This window comes from Aeromonas sp. MdU4 (assembly GCF_041929505.1).
GTDB lineage: Bacteria > Pseudomonadota > Gammaproteobacteria > Enterobacterales > Aeromonadaceae > Aeromonas.
In genome coordinates this window covers 1-16,714 of sequence record NZ_JBHFMW010000008.1, presented here as the reverse complement: position 1 = coordinate 16,714, position 16,714 = coordinate 1, and the positions used below count along the sequence as shown (strand labels likewise).

Genomic DNA, 16,714 nt, shown 5'->3' with positions numbered 1-16,714 from the left:
AACCTAATCATAAATAACGTCCCCGGGTATGAAAATCAGCACAGGCCACTGGCTACAGTGGCCAACCTAGAGCCATTACAACAGGGGGCAGCAGACCGATAGGTACCTTTAGAGGTGCTATTAAAGGTGCTATATTTGGCACTGAGCACTAGGAGATCATAATGAGCTATCAAATCCTCTCTGCAACAGCGGCCAGCATCACCGAGTTGAAGCGCAACCCTATGGGGACCGTCAAAGAGGGTGAAGGTCATGCCGTCGCCATCCTGAATCGCAACGAGCCAGCGTTCTACTGCGTGCCGCCAGAGCTGTTCGCCTACTACGTTGAGCTCGCCGAAGATGCCGAACTGAATCGCATAGCTGATGAACGCATGAAGTCACCTGACGTGGTTACGGTATCGCTGGATGACCTATGACCTATATCCTCCAGTTCGATCGCCGAGCGCTAAAGGAATGGAGCAAACTCGCGCCGCCGATAAAGAACCAGTTCAAGGCGAAATTGCAGGAGCGACTGGAAAACCCACACGTTCCGTCAGCAAAGCTGCGAGGTAGTAAAGACCGTTACAAAATCAAGCTGAGAGCATCCGGATACCGGCTTGTCTACCAGGTAGATGACAATGTCATTACCCTCTTGGTCATCGCCATCGGACGACGTGACGGCAACGAAGCCTATCTGGCTGCCGAACAACGCTGAAAGACATCCCTATGACAACGCAACAGCCCAGCCCTATAGCTGGGCTTTTTGTTGCCCCACACAAGCCCCGGCCCTCGCGCCGGGGTTTCTTTTTTCACCACCACAGGACCCGACCATGAGCAAACGTACCGAGCAATGCAACGAGACTATCTCCCAACTCAATGACGAGTGCCGCAAGCGCCTGCGCCAGTTGCGGGAGCGATTAGGGCTGAGTCGGCCGAAATTCGCTGACCTGTTGGGCATTCCAGCCACCACGCTCAAGAACTACGAGCTGAACTACCGGGAGATTGGCGGCGGAGCCCTGCTGCTGATAGCTCAGCATCCTGAACTGTCCATCCACTTCCAGTGGCTCACTACAGGCCTAAAAGTAGAACAGGCAGAAACCTAACGGAGGGGTTCACCATGACTCACGAACACATACTGCTTGCCCTACTCGACAGCAAAGAGACCGAGGCCAATGCCAAAGCTGAATGGATTGCCGAGTGGGTAGAGGCTAATCACCTTCCGTTGTTATCAGGCCAGCTCGATATCGCTGCCGCCACCCTATTGGCAGAGGTCAATGCCGACCAGGCTACGCAGCTTAACCAGGCGATATACCTGCTGATGGTGTCTGGCGACAAAGTACCGCTCACCCTCCTGATCGAACAGCTACTGGCAGAAGGACTGACCTACCTGGCCTGCAACGCCTGGGGCAACCATGTTGCCGAACTTGAAAACGCCATGGGCGACGAGCTGTGGGAGCAATACCGGCAGAGGAACGCAGCATGAACACCGCCGTCGATACCATCAACGCCCTACAGGATGGGCTCTCAGCAGGATGGTTAGACCTGCTAGGTGCTGGCATTACTGCCCTGCCGCGAGGGCTGGTGCTAGGCCTGTCAAACGAGCAGTACCACTCCGGCCCCGGGATCAGCAAATCCCAGCTCGACGACATCGCCGAGAGCCCCGCCACCTACATCTGGCGCAAAAGCGCGCCGGTTGATGAGGAAAAGCTCAAGGCGCTGGACATGGGTACCGCCCTGCACTGCCTGCTGCTGGAACCTGAAGAGTTTAAGGATCGCTTCATCATTGCCCCTAAATTCAACCTCCGCACCAACGCAGGCAAAGACGAAGAAAAGGAGTTTCTGGCCAACTGTGCCGAACTTGGCAAGACCATCATCGCGTTCGAGGACGATCGCAAGCTACAACTGATGCGCGAAAGCGTGTTCGCCCACCCGGACGCACGCTGGCTACTGGAACAAGACGGCATCTGTGAGGGATCGCTGTACTGGACTGACGCCGAAACAGAAGAGCTCTGCCGGTGCCGCCCAGACAAGATGATTCCAAAGCACCACATTCTGTGCGACGTCAAGAAGGTGGACGACATGGCTCGCTTTGAGCGCCACGTTGAGGAGTTCCGTTACCACGTTCAGGACGCCATGTATTCCGATGGCTTCTTTCAAATTTACGGCGAGATCCCGGAGTTCATCTTTCTGGCTGTTAGCTCATCCATTGAGTGCGGTCGCTACCCGGTACGGGTCCGCCCGCTGGAGCTGGAATGGAAAGAGTCAGGCAGAGAGCTCTACCGCCGAGATCTTATCAAGTACCACGAGTGCCGGATCAACAACGACTGGCACGACATGCAACCACTTATTCAGCCCGCATGGGCAAGGAAGGCAGCGTGAACCAAGCCATTTCAAACCCATTCGGCGTGGCAAGTCAGCGTCAAGAGCAAGGATTAGTGGCAGTCGAGCAACAGCGGGCTATTCAAGAAGTGCAGGCCGCCATGGTGATTGCCAAGAAATTCCCGCGCAACCCCGTAGAAGCCACAGATCGCATCTTGCAAGCATGCTCACGTCCAACCCTCGCAGAGGGGCGCTATACAGCTATAACCGTGGAGGATCGGATGTGACCGGCCCAAGTATCAGGCTGGCAGAGGCGCTGGCACAAGCCTGGGGAAATATGCAGTTCGGCATCCGCGAACTGGAGCAACGCAAAGGCGAATCCATTGTGGAGGCGTTCGCCTGGGATGTGGAAACCAACACCAAGCAGCTAAAAATTTTTACTGTTCCGCACATTCGTCACACCAGAAACGGTCAAAAGCGACTGGAAGATCCACGCGATATCTACGAGCTAGTGGCAAACAATGGTGCCCGCCGATTGCGGGCTTGCATTCTTGGGGTGATCCCCGGTGACGTGATAGAAGCAGCACAACGCCAATGCGAGGTAACCCTCAACACCCACGCTGACACAAGTCCCGAGTCGATCAAGCGCATGCTCGATACGTTCAGTGCTGAGTTTGGGGTCACAACAGAGCAGGTACAGACATATCTCGGCAGACGCGCGGACGCAATGCAGCCAGCGCAGTACGTCCAGATGCGCAAGATTTATGCCTCCCTGCGGGATGGCATGAGCAAGCCCGGCGACTGGTTCAAGTCGAAGGAGGAAGAGGGCCTGCCAGAAAAAAGCCGCGCACTCAGCGCAATGCGCCAAGAGACCACCCCTGCCAAGGCTATGGAGGCAAATCGCACCACTGAAGAGCTCATTCAGCCAGAAGAGGCTGAACCACATCATCCAATCGACACCAGAGAGCAAGTTGACCACTCCAGCGCATACGCGGACCACTGCGCCGCTATCGAAGCAGCAAGCGATACCGTCGAATGGCAGCAGGCCTATACCAGCGCCTGGGCATGGGCCAGCGAAACCGGCGACCACACCATAGCCGACGGCATCAAGCAGGTTGCTGGCGAGCGCAAAGCCCAGCTCAACAAAGCCAAATAACCCAACCCTACCAGCCCGCCAACCAGCGGGCTTTTTCATACCGAAGGACCCACCATGACCGAACAAGCCAAGACCCAACTGGTTGTCCTCGAGCCCACAACCGAAATTGCCCTGTTCACCGAAGGGGATGGCATTAACTCCATGCTGGCAGACATTCGCAAGAAGGCATCCAGTCTGGTGCCTGATGTCTCCACCGCCAAGGGCCGCAAAGAGATCGCCAGCGTCGCCTATGCCGTAGCCAAGACCAAATCCTATCTGGATGGCGTCGGCAAAGAGCTGACCGCCAAGTACAAGGAGATCCCGGCACGGATTGACGCTAACCGCAAGCTGATCCGCGACACTCTGGATGCCCTGAAAGAAGAAGTACGCGCCCCGCTCACCAAATTTGAAGAAGCTGAAGCAACCCGGGTTGCAGACCTGCAAAACCGCCTCGCCCGGCTCAAGACGTTTCACGCTGCGGTTAGCACCGAGTGTGCAGTGGCAGATCTGCAGGCCATGCTGCTGGAGGTCGAGCAGACAGCCCTGGACGACACATGGCAAGAGCTGCTGCCTCAGGCGACCCTTGCTCAAGAGCTGGCAGTCAAACGCCTTAGCGAGACACTGGCCGCCCGCCAGAAGTACGAGGCCGAGCAGGAAGAGCTGCAGGCACTACGTAAAAAGCAGGTCGAGCAGGAGCGCATCGACCGCGAACGCCTGATAGCAGAGCAAGCCGCTGAGAGCGCTCGCATCCAAGAAGAAGAACGTCAACGTCTCGAGCGTGAAGCAGCTCAGCACCGTGAGCAGGAAGCTCTGCGCCAAGCCCAGGTAGCAATAGGGAGCGCAGCCCAAGCCCGATGTGATGCAGAAGCTGCCGAGCTGGCCCGCCAGCAGGCCGAAGCCAACTCAGCACAACAAGCTGAAGAAGCGGCGACCCGCGCGGCAGAGCAGGAACGCCAGCGCATCGCCGACGAACAACGCCTCAAAGACGAAGAAGATGCCCGCCGCCTTGCCGACCGGGATCACCGCGGCCGGATCCACGGCTCAATCATGATGGACATGATGGGGCTCGGCATTGAGGAAGAGAAAGCTATAAGCCTCATCGTCCACATAGCCAAGAATCAGATCGCGCACCTGACTATCAACTACTGATCACATAGGACCTATCTAGATGGCTGATTTCCGAGGTTCAACCACCCCCTCAGACACCCGAGACCTCACCCAGACGCCAATGTTCCTTTTTAGAGCCCTGAACCGCGAGTTCAACTTTGCTCTGGATGCTGCAGCTCTACCAGAGACAGCCCTATGCCAGCACTACCTGACACCAGGCATTGATGCTCTCAGCGTGGATTGGGGTGACTTCATCAGCCCCTTTCTGCGTGCGCCCTGGGCTTGGCTCAATCCACCCTATTCCGATATCGGTCCATGGGTAGACAAAGCCATCGAGCAGCAACGTAAGGGCATCGGTACCGTCATGTTGGTACCGCAGGACACCAGCACTGAGTGGTACCCGGGGGATTTAGCCAGCGAGGTCCGCCACATCAAGGGTTACTACGGTGAACATGGCAAATGGCGTAATGGCCGGATCAATTTCATCAACCAGGCTACGGGCAAAGAAATGAAGGGAAACCCCAAAGGATCCATGCTCCTCGTCTTCGCTCCAAACTGGCACGGCACATGCCGAATTTCAGATATCAGTAAGCAGTCGTTAATGCTAGCCGGAGCAGAGCCCATCAGCGCTGCAGCCTGATACCCCCAAACCATCCACCGACAGGCACACAGAAACTGTGGATAAATCAGAGGTTTCCAATGAAAGATATGGAATCACCCTACCCTGGCGCCGTTATCGTTGGGATTGGTGTCGTCATGCCTCACCCAAAACAGCCCGAAAGATTCGTTTTGCCAGGTGGCATCATCTGCAATCGTCGCCGGGCTGAAGAGGCCGCACAAACACTCCATGTGCTCCAAACTACCCTCCTGCATCAGATGCAACTCAGTAAAGGGGATTAACCACCGTGCAGGTTGATTATTAGGTGCAGCAAGCATCTGGCAATAAAGTTATTGCCAAATATTCAGGACAATAACGGCCCTTCCATCAATCCAACTGGCGCCCCATCCTCAAGGACCGGAGGGCCACACCATGCAGCAGCTTCAACTCATCGACCAAAACAGCCAGCTACTCGCCGAACTGGTTAACACCATTCTCTCCCCCACCCTTTCCCAAGCAGCCAAGCTCAGTGATATCGGACGCGTCCTAGCACACTTCGGCCTGCCTATCGACGCGCCGCGGGTAACCGGCCAGCTCTGGAACGCCACAGCTCTGGGCAAGGAGCTGGGGGTGAGTGCGCAAGCCATCGGCAGGCTGGCCAACCAACACAACCTGAAAACCACCGAACTAGGGGAATATCGCCTTGACCAGGCATCAAACTCCCGCAAGCAAGTTCAAACCTTCTACTACAACCCGCTCGGGCGCTACCAGCTTGAGTTGTTACTGACCGTGAGGACCAAACCATGCAAGCACAATATCTGCTCGAACAGTTAACAGACCACCTTCAGAAGGGGCGATTGATGGGGGATGAGCTCATGCGGCTAAAAAACGAAGTAGCGCAGCTGAGAGGTGAAATATCGGAGATCAAACACTGCAACACTGATGAAGGATGGATGGCTCTGAAACAAGCAGCAAACCGGATAGGTCTCTCTACTGAAGCGCTTGCTCAACGATTCAGAAGAGGCGTCTATCCAGAAGGTGTTGTATGGCGAAAAGAAGGCAATCCAGATAACCAGAAATGCCGTTATCTCGTCAACCTTGCTGCCCTGAGAAAACACATGAACGCCAGGATGAACTGACGATGACCATTTCAAACAAGCTTAAAAAAATGTTGGACGCCGCCCCAGGCGTCCATATCCATGGAGGGCGTCTTCGTCTGGCCTTCAAATTACCAGGCCAATCCATCTGTCGAAAATCACTGGGCCTACTGCCTACTGAAGCAAACATTCTCTACGCCTCCAATAAGCTCGCAGCTATCAAAATTGATATTCAGTGCGGGTTATATAGTGCTCACCCAGACACCTTCTGGCTCAAGCACTTCCCAGACTCCACCTCACAGGCAGAGCCCATAAAACGCTTCAGCTTGAAGGGCTACTTCGAGATTTACCGAGATAGCAGACAGTTTGATCTGTCCTACTCATCACTGCAAAAAATACGCAGCGCAGAACGGTTCATGGTTGATCATTACATCCTAAATAGCGATATAACCAGCATCAAGCACCGAGACTTAGAACATCTCAGGAACAAAGCCCTTAAGACAAGGAAAGTTGGCACAGTACAGGAGTATTTCCGTGTCATCAGGGCCGTCTTTGATGAAGCACTAAAAGACGAGGTGATCGATATCTCCCCGTTCGCTCGACTCCGCCGCCTCAGACAAAGTGACGAGTTGCCTAAATTGCGAGTCGAGCCATTTACCCGGGATGAGCTGTCACGTCTATTGAATGTGACCAACATCGAAAATCATCGGCTGATGATTGAGTTCCTGTTCTGGACTGGCATGAGACCTGGGGAAATGAAGGCGGTTGCATGGGAGGACATTGACATGACAATGGGCCTGCTTAAAGTTCGTTACAACATCAACCGACTTGGCCAACTCAAACCACCCAAAACCACTGCTGGTAACAGGACGATTGAACTACTCCCTGCAGCCATGGATGTATTAAAACGGCAACGTGAGCTGACATTCATGCTTCAGCCTCGCAATGAAATAATGCATTTACGTCACAACAAAAAGCGTGAAGAAATTAGGCGGAGGGTGTTCTTGGGTAGGGAAAATATGCCTTACATAAGACCCGAGCTCTTTACTACTCCTGGATATTGGGCTCGCTTGCTACGAAAAGCGCAGCTGACACATAGAGAACCGTATCAGCTGCGCCACAGCTATGCCTCAATGCTTCTGATGGCGGGAGCTCACCCAGCCTACCTTGCCAAGCAACTTGGCCATAAAGACTGGGGGATGATCCGCACCATTTATGCTCAGTGGGTTAGCAACGACAATCCCAATTACAGGGATGAACTAGCTGAGAAACTGGGTTTTTTTGACCCATATATGACCCAAGAGCAAAAGGCTAAAGCATAGAGTGTTGAATTTACAGGACTTTATGCCTTAGAACGGCATCTTGAAGCCTGGCGGCAGTTGCATGCCACCGGTCAGTTCACCCATCTTGGTCTTGTTCTGCTCTTCCACACGACGCACGGCATCGTTGCACGCGGCAGCGACCAGATCTTCCAGCAGCTCCTTGTCATCTTCCATCAGGGAGGGATCGATCTCGATGCGACGGACGCTGTGGCTACCGGTCATGGTGACCTTGACCATGCCAGCACCGGCTTCACCGGTCACTTCCATCTGAGCCAGCTGCTCTTGCGCCTTCTGCATACGCTCTTGCATCTGTTGGGCCTGTTTCATCAGGTTCCCCATTCCACCTTTACCAAACATATGTCGTCTCTCGTCTTGAAATCCGGCATCCAGCGCCGGGCTGTGGGCTTGTCTGTCCTAGATGGGGACAGCCAAACCGCTTTTCAACCGGAAGCAAGCTCCCGGCCACGGAATTTAGCGGTTGAGGGGCTCGATGCTCTCGTGATGGAGCACGGCACCAAACCGCTGAACTAAAAACTGCACGTTGGGATCCTGCTCCAGATCCCGGGTCACCTGCTCGCGCACCCCGAGATAAAGGCGGTGTTCGATCTCAAGAGGGGTTTCCTGGTCTGGCACCACGCCGAGAGTTACCTCGACCTGCACCGGTTGTCCCAACGCCGGGCTGATGATCTCGGCCAGATCGGCACGCGCCTTGTCGCTCACCAGATGGCGCTGTTCTGGCTTGAGGGTCAGCAGTACCTTATCCCCCTCCCGCGTCATCACCGAATTGATGGCGAGCTGGCGCAACCGTCCCCCCACCTGAGTGTGGGCAATCAGTTCGGCCCAAGGGTCGCCACAACCATTGAGCAGTGACGAAGGGATAAGGCGGGTCGCCTCCCCTTCCTGTGGCTCCTCATCACTCTCGAGCTCATCCCAGTCGATGGTCTCCATCACCGGCTGGGCGGGCTCGCTCTGCGCCACAGGGGCAGCAGCCACCGTCGTAGTCGCAACGGGCGCGACCGGCTGGGGCGCAGGGGCAGGCGTCACCGCAGGCGCCGCGGCGCCGCGCTCGCCGGGTCGATAGCTCGGCTGCCCGTCGAGATCCCAGGGGGGCAGATCGGTTGGCTGAGCCGAAGCCGTGACGGGGGCGTGACTCATGGCCGGAGTCTGCTCGACAAAGCTCTGATTGAGGTACTCTTCGTATTCCCCGTTGTCACCCTGCGGCTCGTAACCGTCGCCATAGAGATCCACCGGCGGCAGATCATCATAGTGACCCATCGCCGCCATCCCCTGCCCGGCCGGTTGGCTGACCGGTGCTGACGGTTGGGTAATGACCGGAGCGGCAGCGGGCGCGACGGGACGCGCAGGGGCAACCGGCACCGCGCGCGGTGCGGGCGCTACCGGGGCATCCTGACCACGCTGGCGGCTGCGCAGCATATTTCGTTTGCCCAGCAGGCTCTGCATGCTCGATACCGCTGAAACCGATTCAGCAGCGGTAACAGGCGTTGCTGTCGGTTCGAGCGCGGGCTCGAAGGCGGCGGTCAGCGACTCGCCACGGGAATAGTCAGCATCGATTTCAGCATGCTCGCCATCATCAGCGGGCTGTGCATTTGGCTGAGCGGGCTCGGGTTGATAACCCATGCCCGCAGCTTCGCGCATCAGCTCATCCTGCTGGCTGAACAGCTCGGCGGCTTGCGCCTCCTCCTCACTATCAGCGGGGTTGGCGGTGTCATCCACCATCGCGGACGCCATCGCCGACAGGGAGGCATCAGCCACTGGCGCAGCCGCGTTGGCGACAGGCGGGCTGGCTAGCGGTGCGGGCACGGCGCCGCTGATCGGTGCCAGTGCGGCCGATTCAGCGGCCGGGCGCTTTCCCGGCAAGGAGGCAACCGGGGTGGCGCTGCTCACTGCACTGCTCGCCATTGATGGAGGCAACGCGGTGAGGCTGGCCGGATGCAGGGCATCGCGCCTTGGCGAGAATGCGAGCATCCGCAGGCAGGTCATCTCCAGCGCAGTGCGGCCATCGGGGGCCCAGGGCAGATCTTTACGACCCCCCAGCACAATCTGGTAGCAGAGCTGCACCTCTTCCGGACTCATCGCCTTTGCCAGTTGCAGCAGGGAGTCGGCATCCGCCCCCTGCTCCTGCACGCTGGCAGGCAGCAGCTGCGCCATGGCGATGCGATGGAGCAAGCCCTCCAGCTCGGCGTGGAGCTGATCAAAATCGGGGCCCAGAGTGGCAATCTCGGTGATCTTGGCCATGGTCGCCGGGGCATCTTGCCGCAAAATGGCTTCCAGCAGCTGGTGCAGGTGGCGATGATCGAGCGTGCCCAGCATCGTCAGCACGCTCTCGAGACGCACGCTGCCGTTACCGTGTGCCAGCGCCTGATCGGTCAGGCTCAATGCATCACGCATACTGCCATCTGCGGCTTTGGCCAAGGCCAGCAGAGCGCGCGGCTCGAAGGGTTGACCTTCCTGATCCAGCACCCACTCGAGCTGCTTGGCGATCTGGGTCTGATCCAGACTCTTCAGATGAAACTGCAGGCAGCGCGAGAGAATGGTAATCGGCAGCTTCTGCGGATCCGTGGTGGCCAGCAGAAACTTCACATAGGGGGGCGGCTCTTCCAGGGTTTTGAGTAGCGCGTTGAAGCTGTGGCGCGACAACATGTGCACTTCATCGATGAGATAGACCTTGAAGCGGCCACGGGCGGGTCGGTACTGCACGTTGTCGAGCAACTCGCGGGTATCTTCCACCTTGGTGCGGGACGCCGCGTCAATCTCCAGCAGGTCGACAAAGTTGCCCTGATCGATCTCGCGGCAGGTATCGCAAACGCCACACGGGTGGCTGCTGATCCCCTGCTCGCAGTTGAGACTCTTGGCCAGAATACGGGCGATGGTGGTCTTGCCGACGCCGCGGGTACCACTCAGCAGATAGGCATGATGCAGCCGTCCCTGATCCAGGGCGTTGGTCAAGGCGGTCAGCACATGTTGCTGGCCTACCACTTGTTCAAACGTATGGGGGCGCCATTTACGCGCCAGAACCTGATAGCTCATAAATCCATCATGCAGGGAAGACAGGGCATTGAGGCCGGATGCTAACACAAATGGACGGGAGGCTGTATCGGCTATCGGTCAGAGCGGGAGGGATCGCTTGAATTTCAAACCGATGCCCGCACGGGCACCGGTTCAACACAGGCCCGATGCGGATGATCGGGCCAAAGAGGCATTACTCGCCAGCCAGTTCGACCAGTGAGAGCACCTTGACGCCAGCGGCGGTCAGGCGAGCATCACCACCGAGCGACGGCAGAGAGATGATGAAGGCCGCATCGGCCACTTCACCACCGGCACGGCGGATCAACTTGACGGTGGCATCGACGGTGCCGCCGGTGGCCAGCAGATCATCAACTACCAGTACCTTGTCACCGGGCACGATGGCATCGATGTGCAGTTGCAGGGTATCGGTGCCGTATTCGAGGGCATAGGACTCCTCGATCACTTCGCGGGGCAACTTGCCCGGCTTGCGGACTGGCACGAAGCCCAGCCCCATGGCAAAGGCAACCGGGGCGCCAAAGATGAAGCCACGGGCCTCGGTACCAACAATCTTGGTGATCCCTTGATCACGATAGTGATTGGCCAGCAGATCGATGGTGGTCTTGAAGGCCTCCGCATTCTCGATCAGGCTGGTGATGTCGCGAAACAGAATGCCCGGCTTCGGATAGTCGGGAATGGTCTTGATGCTCGCTTCGATAAATTTCAGGGTTTCCGGATTCATGTGTTGACCACTTATTTTTTTGACCCAGAGATGGCCATTTTTTCTCAATTCCCTTCTGCGGGAAATAAAAAGGCCTGTCATGCAAAAATGACAGGCCGACTCCATAGCATTATTGCCGCAATAGCTTAGGGACTTCACTTCGCCATTGCAACTGGCTCCAACACTGGCAGGCGCATTAACCAGGTGAGCAGGATCACCATTATGACAACCAGCAGCCCCTTGACCCACAGCAGTGGCACCACGACCAGCGATACCGAGAAAGTTATCAAAATAAAAACAATGGCCCGCCGCCGCGCATGACGGCGGATCCCCCGGTACTGCTGCCAGTCGACTATCGGTGGGCCAAACCAGGGGTGACCGAGCAACCAGCGGTGAAAACGGGGGGATGAGCGGGCAAACAGGGCGGCAGCCAGCAACATGAACGGAGTTGTCGGCAATAGCGGCAGCACAATACCCACAATACCGGTGACAAACGCCAGCCACCCGAGCGCCATCAGACACCAACGCTTCATTCCCTCTCCTCGCTCAATTTGTCTCTCTTAGCCTAACAGAATGGGGGCAATAGCTGACAGCCGCCATCAATCCCACTACAATCTGCGCTCTTTTTTCTCCCCTCTCTTCGGAAAGCCGTTATGCGCGTTATTTTGGCCCCCATGCAAGGGGTACTGGATCACCTGATGCGGGAGGTGCTGACCTCCGTCAATGATTACGACCTCTGCGTGAGCGAGTTTATCAGGGTCGTGGATCAGCTGCTGCCCGCCAAGGTGTTCTACCGCCTCTGCCCCGAACTGCGGCAAGGGGGCAAGACTCGCGCAGGCACCCCGGTGCGGGTACAACTGCTGGGTCAACACCCCGAATGGCTGGCCGAAAACGCCGTGCGTGCCATCGAGCTGGGCTCCCCTGGGGTCGATCTCAACTTCGGCTGCCCCGCCCCCACGGTCAACAAGAGCAAGGGCGGCGCGGTGCTGCTCAAAGAGCCCGAGACCATCTACCGCATCGTCAAGGCGGTGCGCGACGCAGTGCCCGCCCATCTACCGGTGAGCGCCAAAATTCGGCTCGGTTACGATGACAAGGATCTCTATCTGGAGAACGCCCAGGCCGTCTTTCAGGGCGGTGCCAACGAGCTGGCCGTCCATGCCCGCACCAAGCGTGAAGGTTACAAGGCGCCGGCCCACTGGGAGTATGTAGACGCCATTCGCCGCGACCTGCCCATCCCCGTCACCGCCAACGGCGAGATCTGGGATCATCAGGATGCCCTCACCTGTGCCAGCGTCTCTGGCTGCGATGCCCTGATGGTGGGGCGCGGCGCCATCTCCCTGCCCAATCTGGCCAATGTGATGAAAACCGGCTGCACCCACATGAGCTGGGCCGAGGTGCTGCAACTGATGGTGAGCTATACCCAGCAGGATCTGGCGAGCGAGAAGGCCGACTACTACCCCAGCCGCATCAAGCAGTGGTTCAGCTATCTCAAGCGGGAGTACCCCGAGGCAGATCTGCTGTTCCAGGAGATCCGGGTACTGAAAGAGGCGGACCCCATCCGCGATGCCCTGCAACAAGCGGCCAAAAGCCACGGCTAACCACATTTAACTTGACGCATATCATCCTGATAGAGTTATCGGATCCCTATACTGCCCCGAATCTGTCGTCTGTCCTATGGGGGATAATGTGTGTGAAATGACGCAAGCACAGTTGGCTGTCTGGCGTAATCGCCTGCTGTCCGACTGGGCTCAAGTACGAGAAGCGTTGATCGGTCAGCTAAAAGCCTGCCGCCGTGACGAATGGGCCGAACAGGTTGGTCACTGTGAACAGGATCAACTGGTGGAACTGACCAGCCGTCTTGATCTGCCAAAAGTGGAGCAGAGCGTCGCCCGTCTGAAGCGGATCGATGCCGCACTCTGCCAGATGGATCTTGGCCTCTATGGCTTCTGTTCCGATTGTGAAGAACCACTCGCCATTGCACAGCTGGAGCAGGATCCAACCCTGCAACGCTGCCCACGCTGCGAAACCCGCTATCGCAAGGGATTCCACGCCCACGAACTGTGAGTTGATGCACGTCTGTGCATCCGCTCAGCCCGCGACACTGGTGACCCGGTCGTTCATGTCCAATACTCAACCATATCAGCCGGTTTGAAGGGTATCCGTTGTGTACAGACTCTTGTTGTTATGGTGTCTATGTTGTCCGGCTTATGCTGCGGCACAGGAGTCATTGGTCGTGGGCTGGGTTGACTGGCAACCATTCAGTTTTCGTAATGAGCAGCATCAGATCTGCGGGTTGGATGTGGAATTGCTCAACGCCATCTTCGAACGAGCCGGTTATCAAGCCAAATTCAGTGAGATGCCCTGGGCACGGGTGCTGCACGAGCTGCAATTTGGCACCGTGCAGTTGACCATGTCTGCCAATATCACCGCCGAGCGGCAACAATATGCCCGCTTCAGCCACCCCTACCGAGAAGAAGACACGGTCATCATCATCCGTCGACAGGATGAGCCACGCTGGCGCGAGATCACGACCCTGGACGAACTCATCAAAACACCCGAGTTTCACATTGGCGTGCTCAAAGGGTTTGATTACGGCGACACCTTCCGCCAGTTGATGGCACGGCCAGAGATGCAACAACGTCTGCAGATGAGGCTACGACTCGATCAGCTGTTAAAAATGCTCAATGCAGGACGGATCCAGGGTCTCATTCTCGATCCTCATGGCATGCAAGAGTGGGCACATCAGGGCTACTCTCTGGCCGAATTGTATATTCTGCTGCAAATTGAACGGACGCCAGTCCACCTGATGCTGAGCCAAAAGAGCACGACACAGGAGCAACTGGATCGGCTCAATCGGGCAATCGATGAAGTGAAGAAAAGTCCGGAGTATCAGCAGATCCTGGAGCGCTACGAAGTAGAACCAGCTCATCAAGAGATGACGAGGGAGTGATCTCCCTCGCCCGCCTGACCTGATCTATCCGTTATTACTGCCCCAACACAATTTTGCAAAGGTGAGAGAAGTGGTGGATCTCATGGGTCGCAACACACTCACCTGCCTGCCGCTCGGGGTTATACCAGCAGGTCGCCAGCCCCTGAGCGGCTGCACCGGCAATATCGGTTTTCGGGTTGTCACCCACCATCAGCACCCGGGCCGGATCCGGCTGCCCCATCAGGGATAAGGTGTGCAGAAAGATGGCTGGCGCAGGCTTGGTCACCTTGATCTCGTCGGAGATCACCAGCGGCTCGAACCATTCGCTCCAGCCCAGTTTACCGAGCCGTCCCCGCTGGGGCACGCTGAAACCATTGGTGATGATCCCCATCCGTACCTTGCTGCGAAGCTGCTGCAGCGTTTCACTCACCCCCTCAAGGGGCATGCTCAGGGCGACAATCTGCTCCAGAAAGGTGTTGTTCATCGCCATGGGGTCGGCATCAACCTGGTGGGCAAACAGGGAGAAACGGGTCTGCTGCAGCGCAGTCGCATCGATCTCGCCATCGTTGTATTGCTGCCAGAGTCCATGGTTCAAAGCATGATACTGCGCCATGCTGGCCTCATCGGCCTGCACACCATAAAGCTGGAGGGTATGTGCCAGCGCGGCGGCGACCGGAAAATCGAGCAGGGTTTCATCCAAATCGAACAGCACCCAGTCATAGCTTGGTTGTTTCACAGAAATCCTTGTTAATCAGTCTGATTTATCCGCGTTAAAGCGGCCGACTCTGCCGAGCGGGCTGGCCAGCAGATCCAGGGTAAGACGGACACCAAACCCTGTCACTTCGCTGGACACCACCCCGTTGCCCCCCTTGTTGCGAAAACCACTCAGATCGAAGTGCAACCAGGGAGTCTGCTCGGGTACAAAATGGGCGAGAAAACGGGCGGCATCGATATGATCCGGTGAACTGCCCGGTGCACACTGCAGCAGATCGGCCCATTCACTCTCGATGTTGTCGTCGTAATCGTCATCGAGCGGAAAGGGCCAGATCCGTTCACCGCTGCGCTGTCCCAAATTGACCAGCGCGGGCAGCCATTCACTACGGTTGGTAAAGACACCGCTGTAACGGCTACCCAACGCCCGCTTGCAGGCACCAGTCAGGGTCGCATAGTCGAGCAACAAATCAGGGGTATCCTGCACCGCCATTGCCAGGGTATCCGCCAGCACCATTCGCCCTTCAGCATCGGTATCGACCACTTCGATGGTGGTGCCGTTGATGGCCGTGACGACCTCTCCGGGGCGATAGGCATGGGGACCGATATGGTTCTCGGCAATAGCCAGCCAGCAGTGAACTTCGTAAGGCAACTGGGCACGACTGATGGCGTAGAGAGTACCCAGCGCCACCGCGCTGCCCCCCATATCGAGATGCATGCCATACATGCTGCCGGAGACCTTGAGGTTATAACCGCCAGAGTCGTGGCAAATCCCCTTGCCTACCAACGCAATGCGACGCACCGGCTTGGGCGGATAGTAGCTGAGCTTGACCATGGCCCCCTCATTATCCTCGGAGCCACGTGCAACAGCCAGAAAAGCCCCCGCCCCCAGCTCGGCCAGCTGGGCTTGATCATAGTGCTGGCACTGCCACCCCTCATCCTGTGCCAACTGGCTGACAAACTCGCGATAGCTGGCGGCAGTGAGTTCAGAGGCAGGCAATACCGCCAGATGGCGTGCCAACCCGTTGCCCCCCGCTTCGCTGTAGAGACGGGCCAGATCCAGTACCACCGCAGGCGATACCCGGATCTGCTGATATGTCCAGCTGCTTTCACTGCGGCTCTTGCTGGTCGGCAACGGAATATTGGCGGCCAACAGGGCTGATAACAGCAACTCGGCCAGCATCACCCGTTCGGAAGGGGGAAATCCCTCCAGATGCAGCCCAAACCGTTCCACTTTGAGCCCCGACAGCGGCGCTACCCAGCTTCTGACCTGTTTATAGAGATGGTGATCCCGCGTCACGCTGCCAGCGACAAATACGACCAGCAGCAGGGTGGTGCCATGCATCAGGGTAAAGGGCGCCTTTTGTCCCAGCGCTAGCTGGGTTTTGACCCCGGCAAGCGCAGGTAATGTCAGCAATGCCTCTTTCTGCTCTTCGGCGATCAACAGCAGTTGCAATGGCAACCCTTGTGCAAGGGCTTCGGCCAGCGTGGCATCCCCGCTCTCAATCGCGGGAGGAAGATAGGTGAAGGGAGTGATCACAGGCGTGTGCCTCATCCATGAAGAGATACCTGATGATACCCAACAAATGGTCGATGCGACCAGTTTTGGTCTTGAAAAAGCAAGAGAAATAGCAGCAATCACCAGAAGGTGACGGGCTTCAAGAATGATTGTTCAACACAAATAGGAGGATGATGCAGGAGAGATATATTGAAAGTTGGTTGCGGGGGCCGGATTTGAACCGACGACCTTCGGGTTATGAGCCCGACGAGCTACC

Annotated in this window: 21 protein-coding genes; 15 read left to right on the top strand and 6 right to left on the bottom strand. The window is 57.1% G+C overall.

Translation table 11 applies throughout. The features are described 5' to 3' along the window. Positions 1–161 precede the first annotated feature (161 nt). The 12 genes from ACE1BR_RS05180 to ACE1BR_RS05125 all read left to right on the top strand — a co-directional run bounded on the left by ACE1BR_RS05180 (position 162) and on the right by ACE1BR_RS05125 (position 7,554). Positions 162–413: a type II toxin-antitoxin system Phd/YefM family antitoxin gene (locus tag ACE1BR_RS05180; protein WP_374868190.1), complete on the top strand. Its 252-nt coding sequence runs from the start codon at positions 162–164 to the stop codon at positions 411–413. Further along, positions 410–691 (top strand): type II toxin-antitoxin system RelE/ParE family toxin, encoded by a 282-nt coding sequence (locus tag ACE1BR_RS05175; protein ID WP_374868188.1) that lies wholly within the window; start codon positions 410–412, stop codon positions 689–691. Before ACE1BR_RS05180 ends, ACE1BR_RS05175 begins: the two co-directional genes overlap by 4 nt. A 115-nt stretch (positions 692–806) precedes the next feature. After that, positions 807–1,079, top strand: coding sequence for a helix-turn-helix domain-containing protein (locus ACE1BR_RS05170; RefSeq protein ID WP_374868186.1), 273 nt, complete (start codon positions 807–809; stop codon positions 1,077–1,079). Positions 1,080–1,093: 14 nt separating this feature from the next. Then, complete coding sequence (locus ACE1BR_RS05165; RefSeq protein ID WP_374868184.1) at positions 1,094–1,459, top strand: hypothetical protein; 366 nt, start codon at positions 1,094–1,096, stop codon at positions 1,457–1,459. Next, a complete protein-coding gene (locus ACE1BR_RS05160; protein ID WP_374868182.1) occupies positions 1,456–2,355 on the top strand; it encodes a PD-(D/E)XK nuclease-like domain-containing protein in 900 nt (299 codons plus the stop codon). The genes ACE1BR_RS05165 and ACE1BR_RS05160 overlap by 4 nt, the downstream gene beginning before the upstream one ends. Continuing rightward, complete coding sequence (locus tag ACE1BR_RS05155) at positions 2,352–2,582, top strand: hypothetical protein (protein ID WP_374868180.1); 231 nt, start codon at positions 2,352–2,354, stop codon at positions 2,580–2,582. The genes ACE1BR_RS05160 and ACE1BR_RS05155 overlap by 4 nt, the downstream gene beginning before the upstream one ends. Beyond that, on the top strand, positions 2,579–3,451 hold the full coding sequence (locus ACE1BR_RS05150) for a hypothetical protein (RefSeq protein WP_374868178.1): 873 nt from the start codon (positions 2,579–2,581) through the stop codon (positions 3,449–3,451). The genes ACE1BR_RS05155 and ACE1BR_RS05150 overlap by 4 nt, the downstream gene beginning before the upstream one ends. Positions 3,452–3,505: 54 nt before the next feature. Next, on the top strand, positions 3,506–4,579 hold the full coding sequence (locus ACE1BR_RS05145; RefSeq protein WP_374868176.1) for a hypothetical protein: 1,074 nt from the start codon (positions 3,506–3,508) through the stop codon (positions 4,577–4,579). Positions 4,580–4,598: 19 nt separating this feature from the next. Then, positions 4,599–5,177: a phage N-6-adenine-methyltransferase gene (locus ACE1BR_RS05140; RefSeq protein WP_374868174.1), complete on the top strand. Its 579-nt coding sequence runs from the start codon at positions 4,599–4,601 to the stop codon at positions 5,175–5,177. 390 nt (positions 5,178–5,567) lie between these two features. Next, on the top strand, positions 5,568–5,969 hold the full coding sequence (locus tag ACE1BR_RS05135; RefSeq protein ID WP_374868172.1) for a hypothetical protein: 402 nt from the start codon (positions 5,568–5,570) through the stop codon (positions 5,967–5,969). Then, positions 5,939–6,274: a hypothetical protein gene (locus ACE1BR_RS05130; protein ID WP_374868170.1), complete on the top strand. Its 336-nt coding sequence runs from the start codon at positions 5,939–5,941 to the stop codon at positions 6,272–6,274. Before ACE1BR_RS05135 ends, ACE1BR_RS05130 begins: the two co-directional genes overlap by 31 nt. A gap of 2 nt (positions 6,275–6,276) precedes the next feature. Next, a complete protein-coding gene (locus ACE1BR_RS05125; protein ID WP_374868168.1) occupies positions 6,277–7,554 on the top strand; it encodes a tyrosine-type recombinase/integrase in 1,278 nt (425 codons plus the stop codon). 27 nt (positions 7,555–7,581) lie between these two features. On the opposite strand, the gene ACE1BR_RS05120 is transcribed toward ACE1BR_RS05125, so the two are convergent. The 4 genes from ACE1BR_RS05120 to ACE1BR_RS05105 form a co-directional block, all read right to left on the bottom strand. Next, a complete protein-coding gene (locus ACE1BR_RS05120) occupies positions 7,582–7,911 on the bottom strand; it encodes a YbaB/EbfC family nucleoid-associated protein (RefSeq protein ID WP_033113565.1) in 330 nt (109 codons plus the stop codon). A gap of 114 nt (positions 7,912–8,025) precedes the next feature. After that, a complete protein-coding gene (gene dnaX / locus ACE1BR_RS05115; RefSeq protein ID WP_374868166.1) occupies positions 8,026–10,602 on the bottom strand; it encodes a DNA polymerase III subunit gamma/tau in 2,577 nt (858 codons plus the stop codon). 172 nt (positions 10,603–10,774) lie between these two features. Further along, entirely contained in the window at positions 10,775–11,320 is a 546-nt protein-coding gene (apt, locus tag ACE1BR_RS05110; protein ID WP_374868164.1) for an adenine phosphoribosyltransferase, read from the bottom strand. 134 nt (positions 11,321–11,454) lie between these two features. Then, positions 11,455–11,832, bottom strand: coding sequence for a YbaN family protein (locus tag ACE1BR_RS05105; RefSeq protein WP_374868162.1), 378 nt, complete (start codon positions 11,830–11,832; stop codon positions 11,455–11,457). A gap of 120 nt (positions 11,833–11,952) precedes the next feature. On the opposite strand from ACE1BR_RS05105, the gene dusC reads away from it, so the two are divergent. The 3 genes from dusC (at position 11,953) to ACE1BR_RS05090 (ending at position 14,249) form a co-directional block, all read left to right on the top strand. Then, positions 11,953–12,897 carry a tRNA dihydrouridine(16) synthase DusC gene (gene dusC, locus ACE1BR_RS05100; protein WP_374868160.1) on the top strand — a complete coding sequence of 315 codons (945 nt, stop codon included), beginning with the start codon at positions 11,953–11,955 and terminating at the stop codon, positions 12,895–12,897. Positions 12,898–12,994: 97 nt separating this feature from the next. Beyond that, positions 12,995–13,363 (top strand): TraR/DksA family transcriptional regulator, encoded by a 369-nt coding sequence (locus ACE1BR_RS05095; protein ID WP_374868158.1) that lies wholly within the window; start codon positions 12,995–12,997, stop codon positions 13,361–13,363. 169 nt (positions 13,364–13,532) lie between these two features. Beyond that, positions 13,533–14,249, top strand: a complete 717-nt coding sequence (locus ACE1BR_RS05090) for a substrate-binding periplasmic protein (RefSeq protein WP_374868156.1) — start codon at positions 13,533–13,535, stop codon at positions 14,247–14,249. A gap of 34 nt (positions 14,250–14,283) precedes the next feature. Here ACE1BR_RS05090 and yjjG read toward each other — a convergent pair whose 3' ends face one another. Together yjjG and ACE1BR_RS05080 are read right to left on the bottom strand one after the other, a co-directional pair. After that, positions 14,284–14,964: a pyrimidine 5'-nucleotidase gene (gene yjjG, locus ACE1BR_RS05085; RefSeq protein WP_374868154.1), complete on the bottom strand. Its 681-nt coding sequence runs from the start codon at positions 14,962–14,964 to the stop codon at positions 14,284–14,286. Positions 14,965–14,979: 15 nt separating this feature from the next. Continuing rightward, complete coding sequence (locus tag ACE1BR_RS05080) at positions 14,980–16,479, bottom strand: M17 family metallopeptidase (RefSeq protein WP_374868403.1); 1,500 nt, start codon at positions 16,477–16,479, stop codon at positions 14,980–14,982. Positions 16,480–16,714 lie beyond the last annotated feature (235 nt).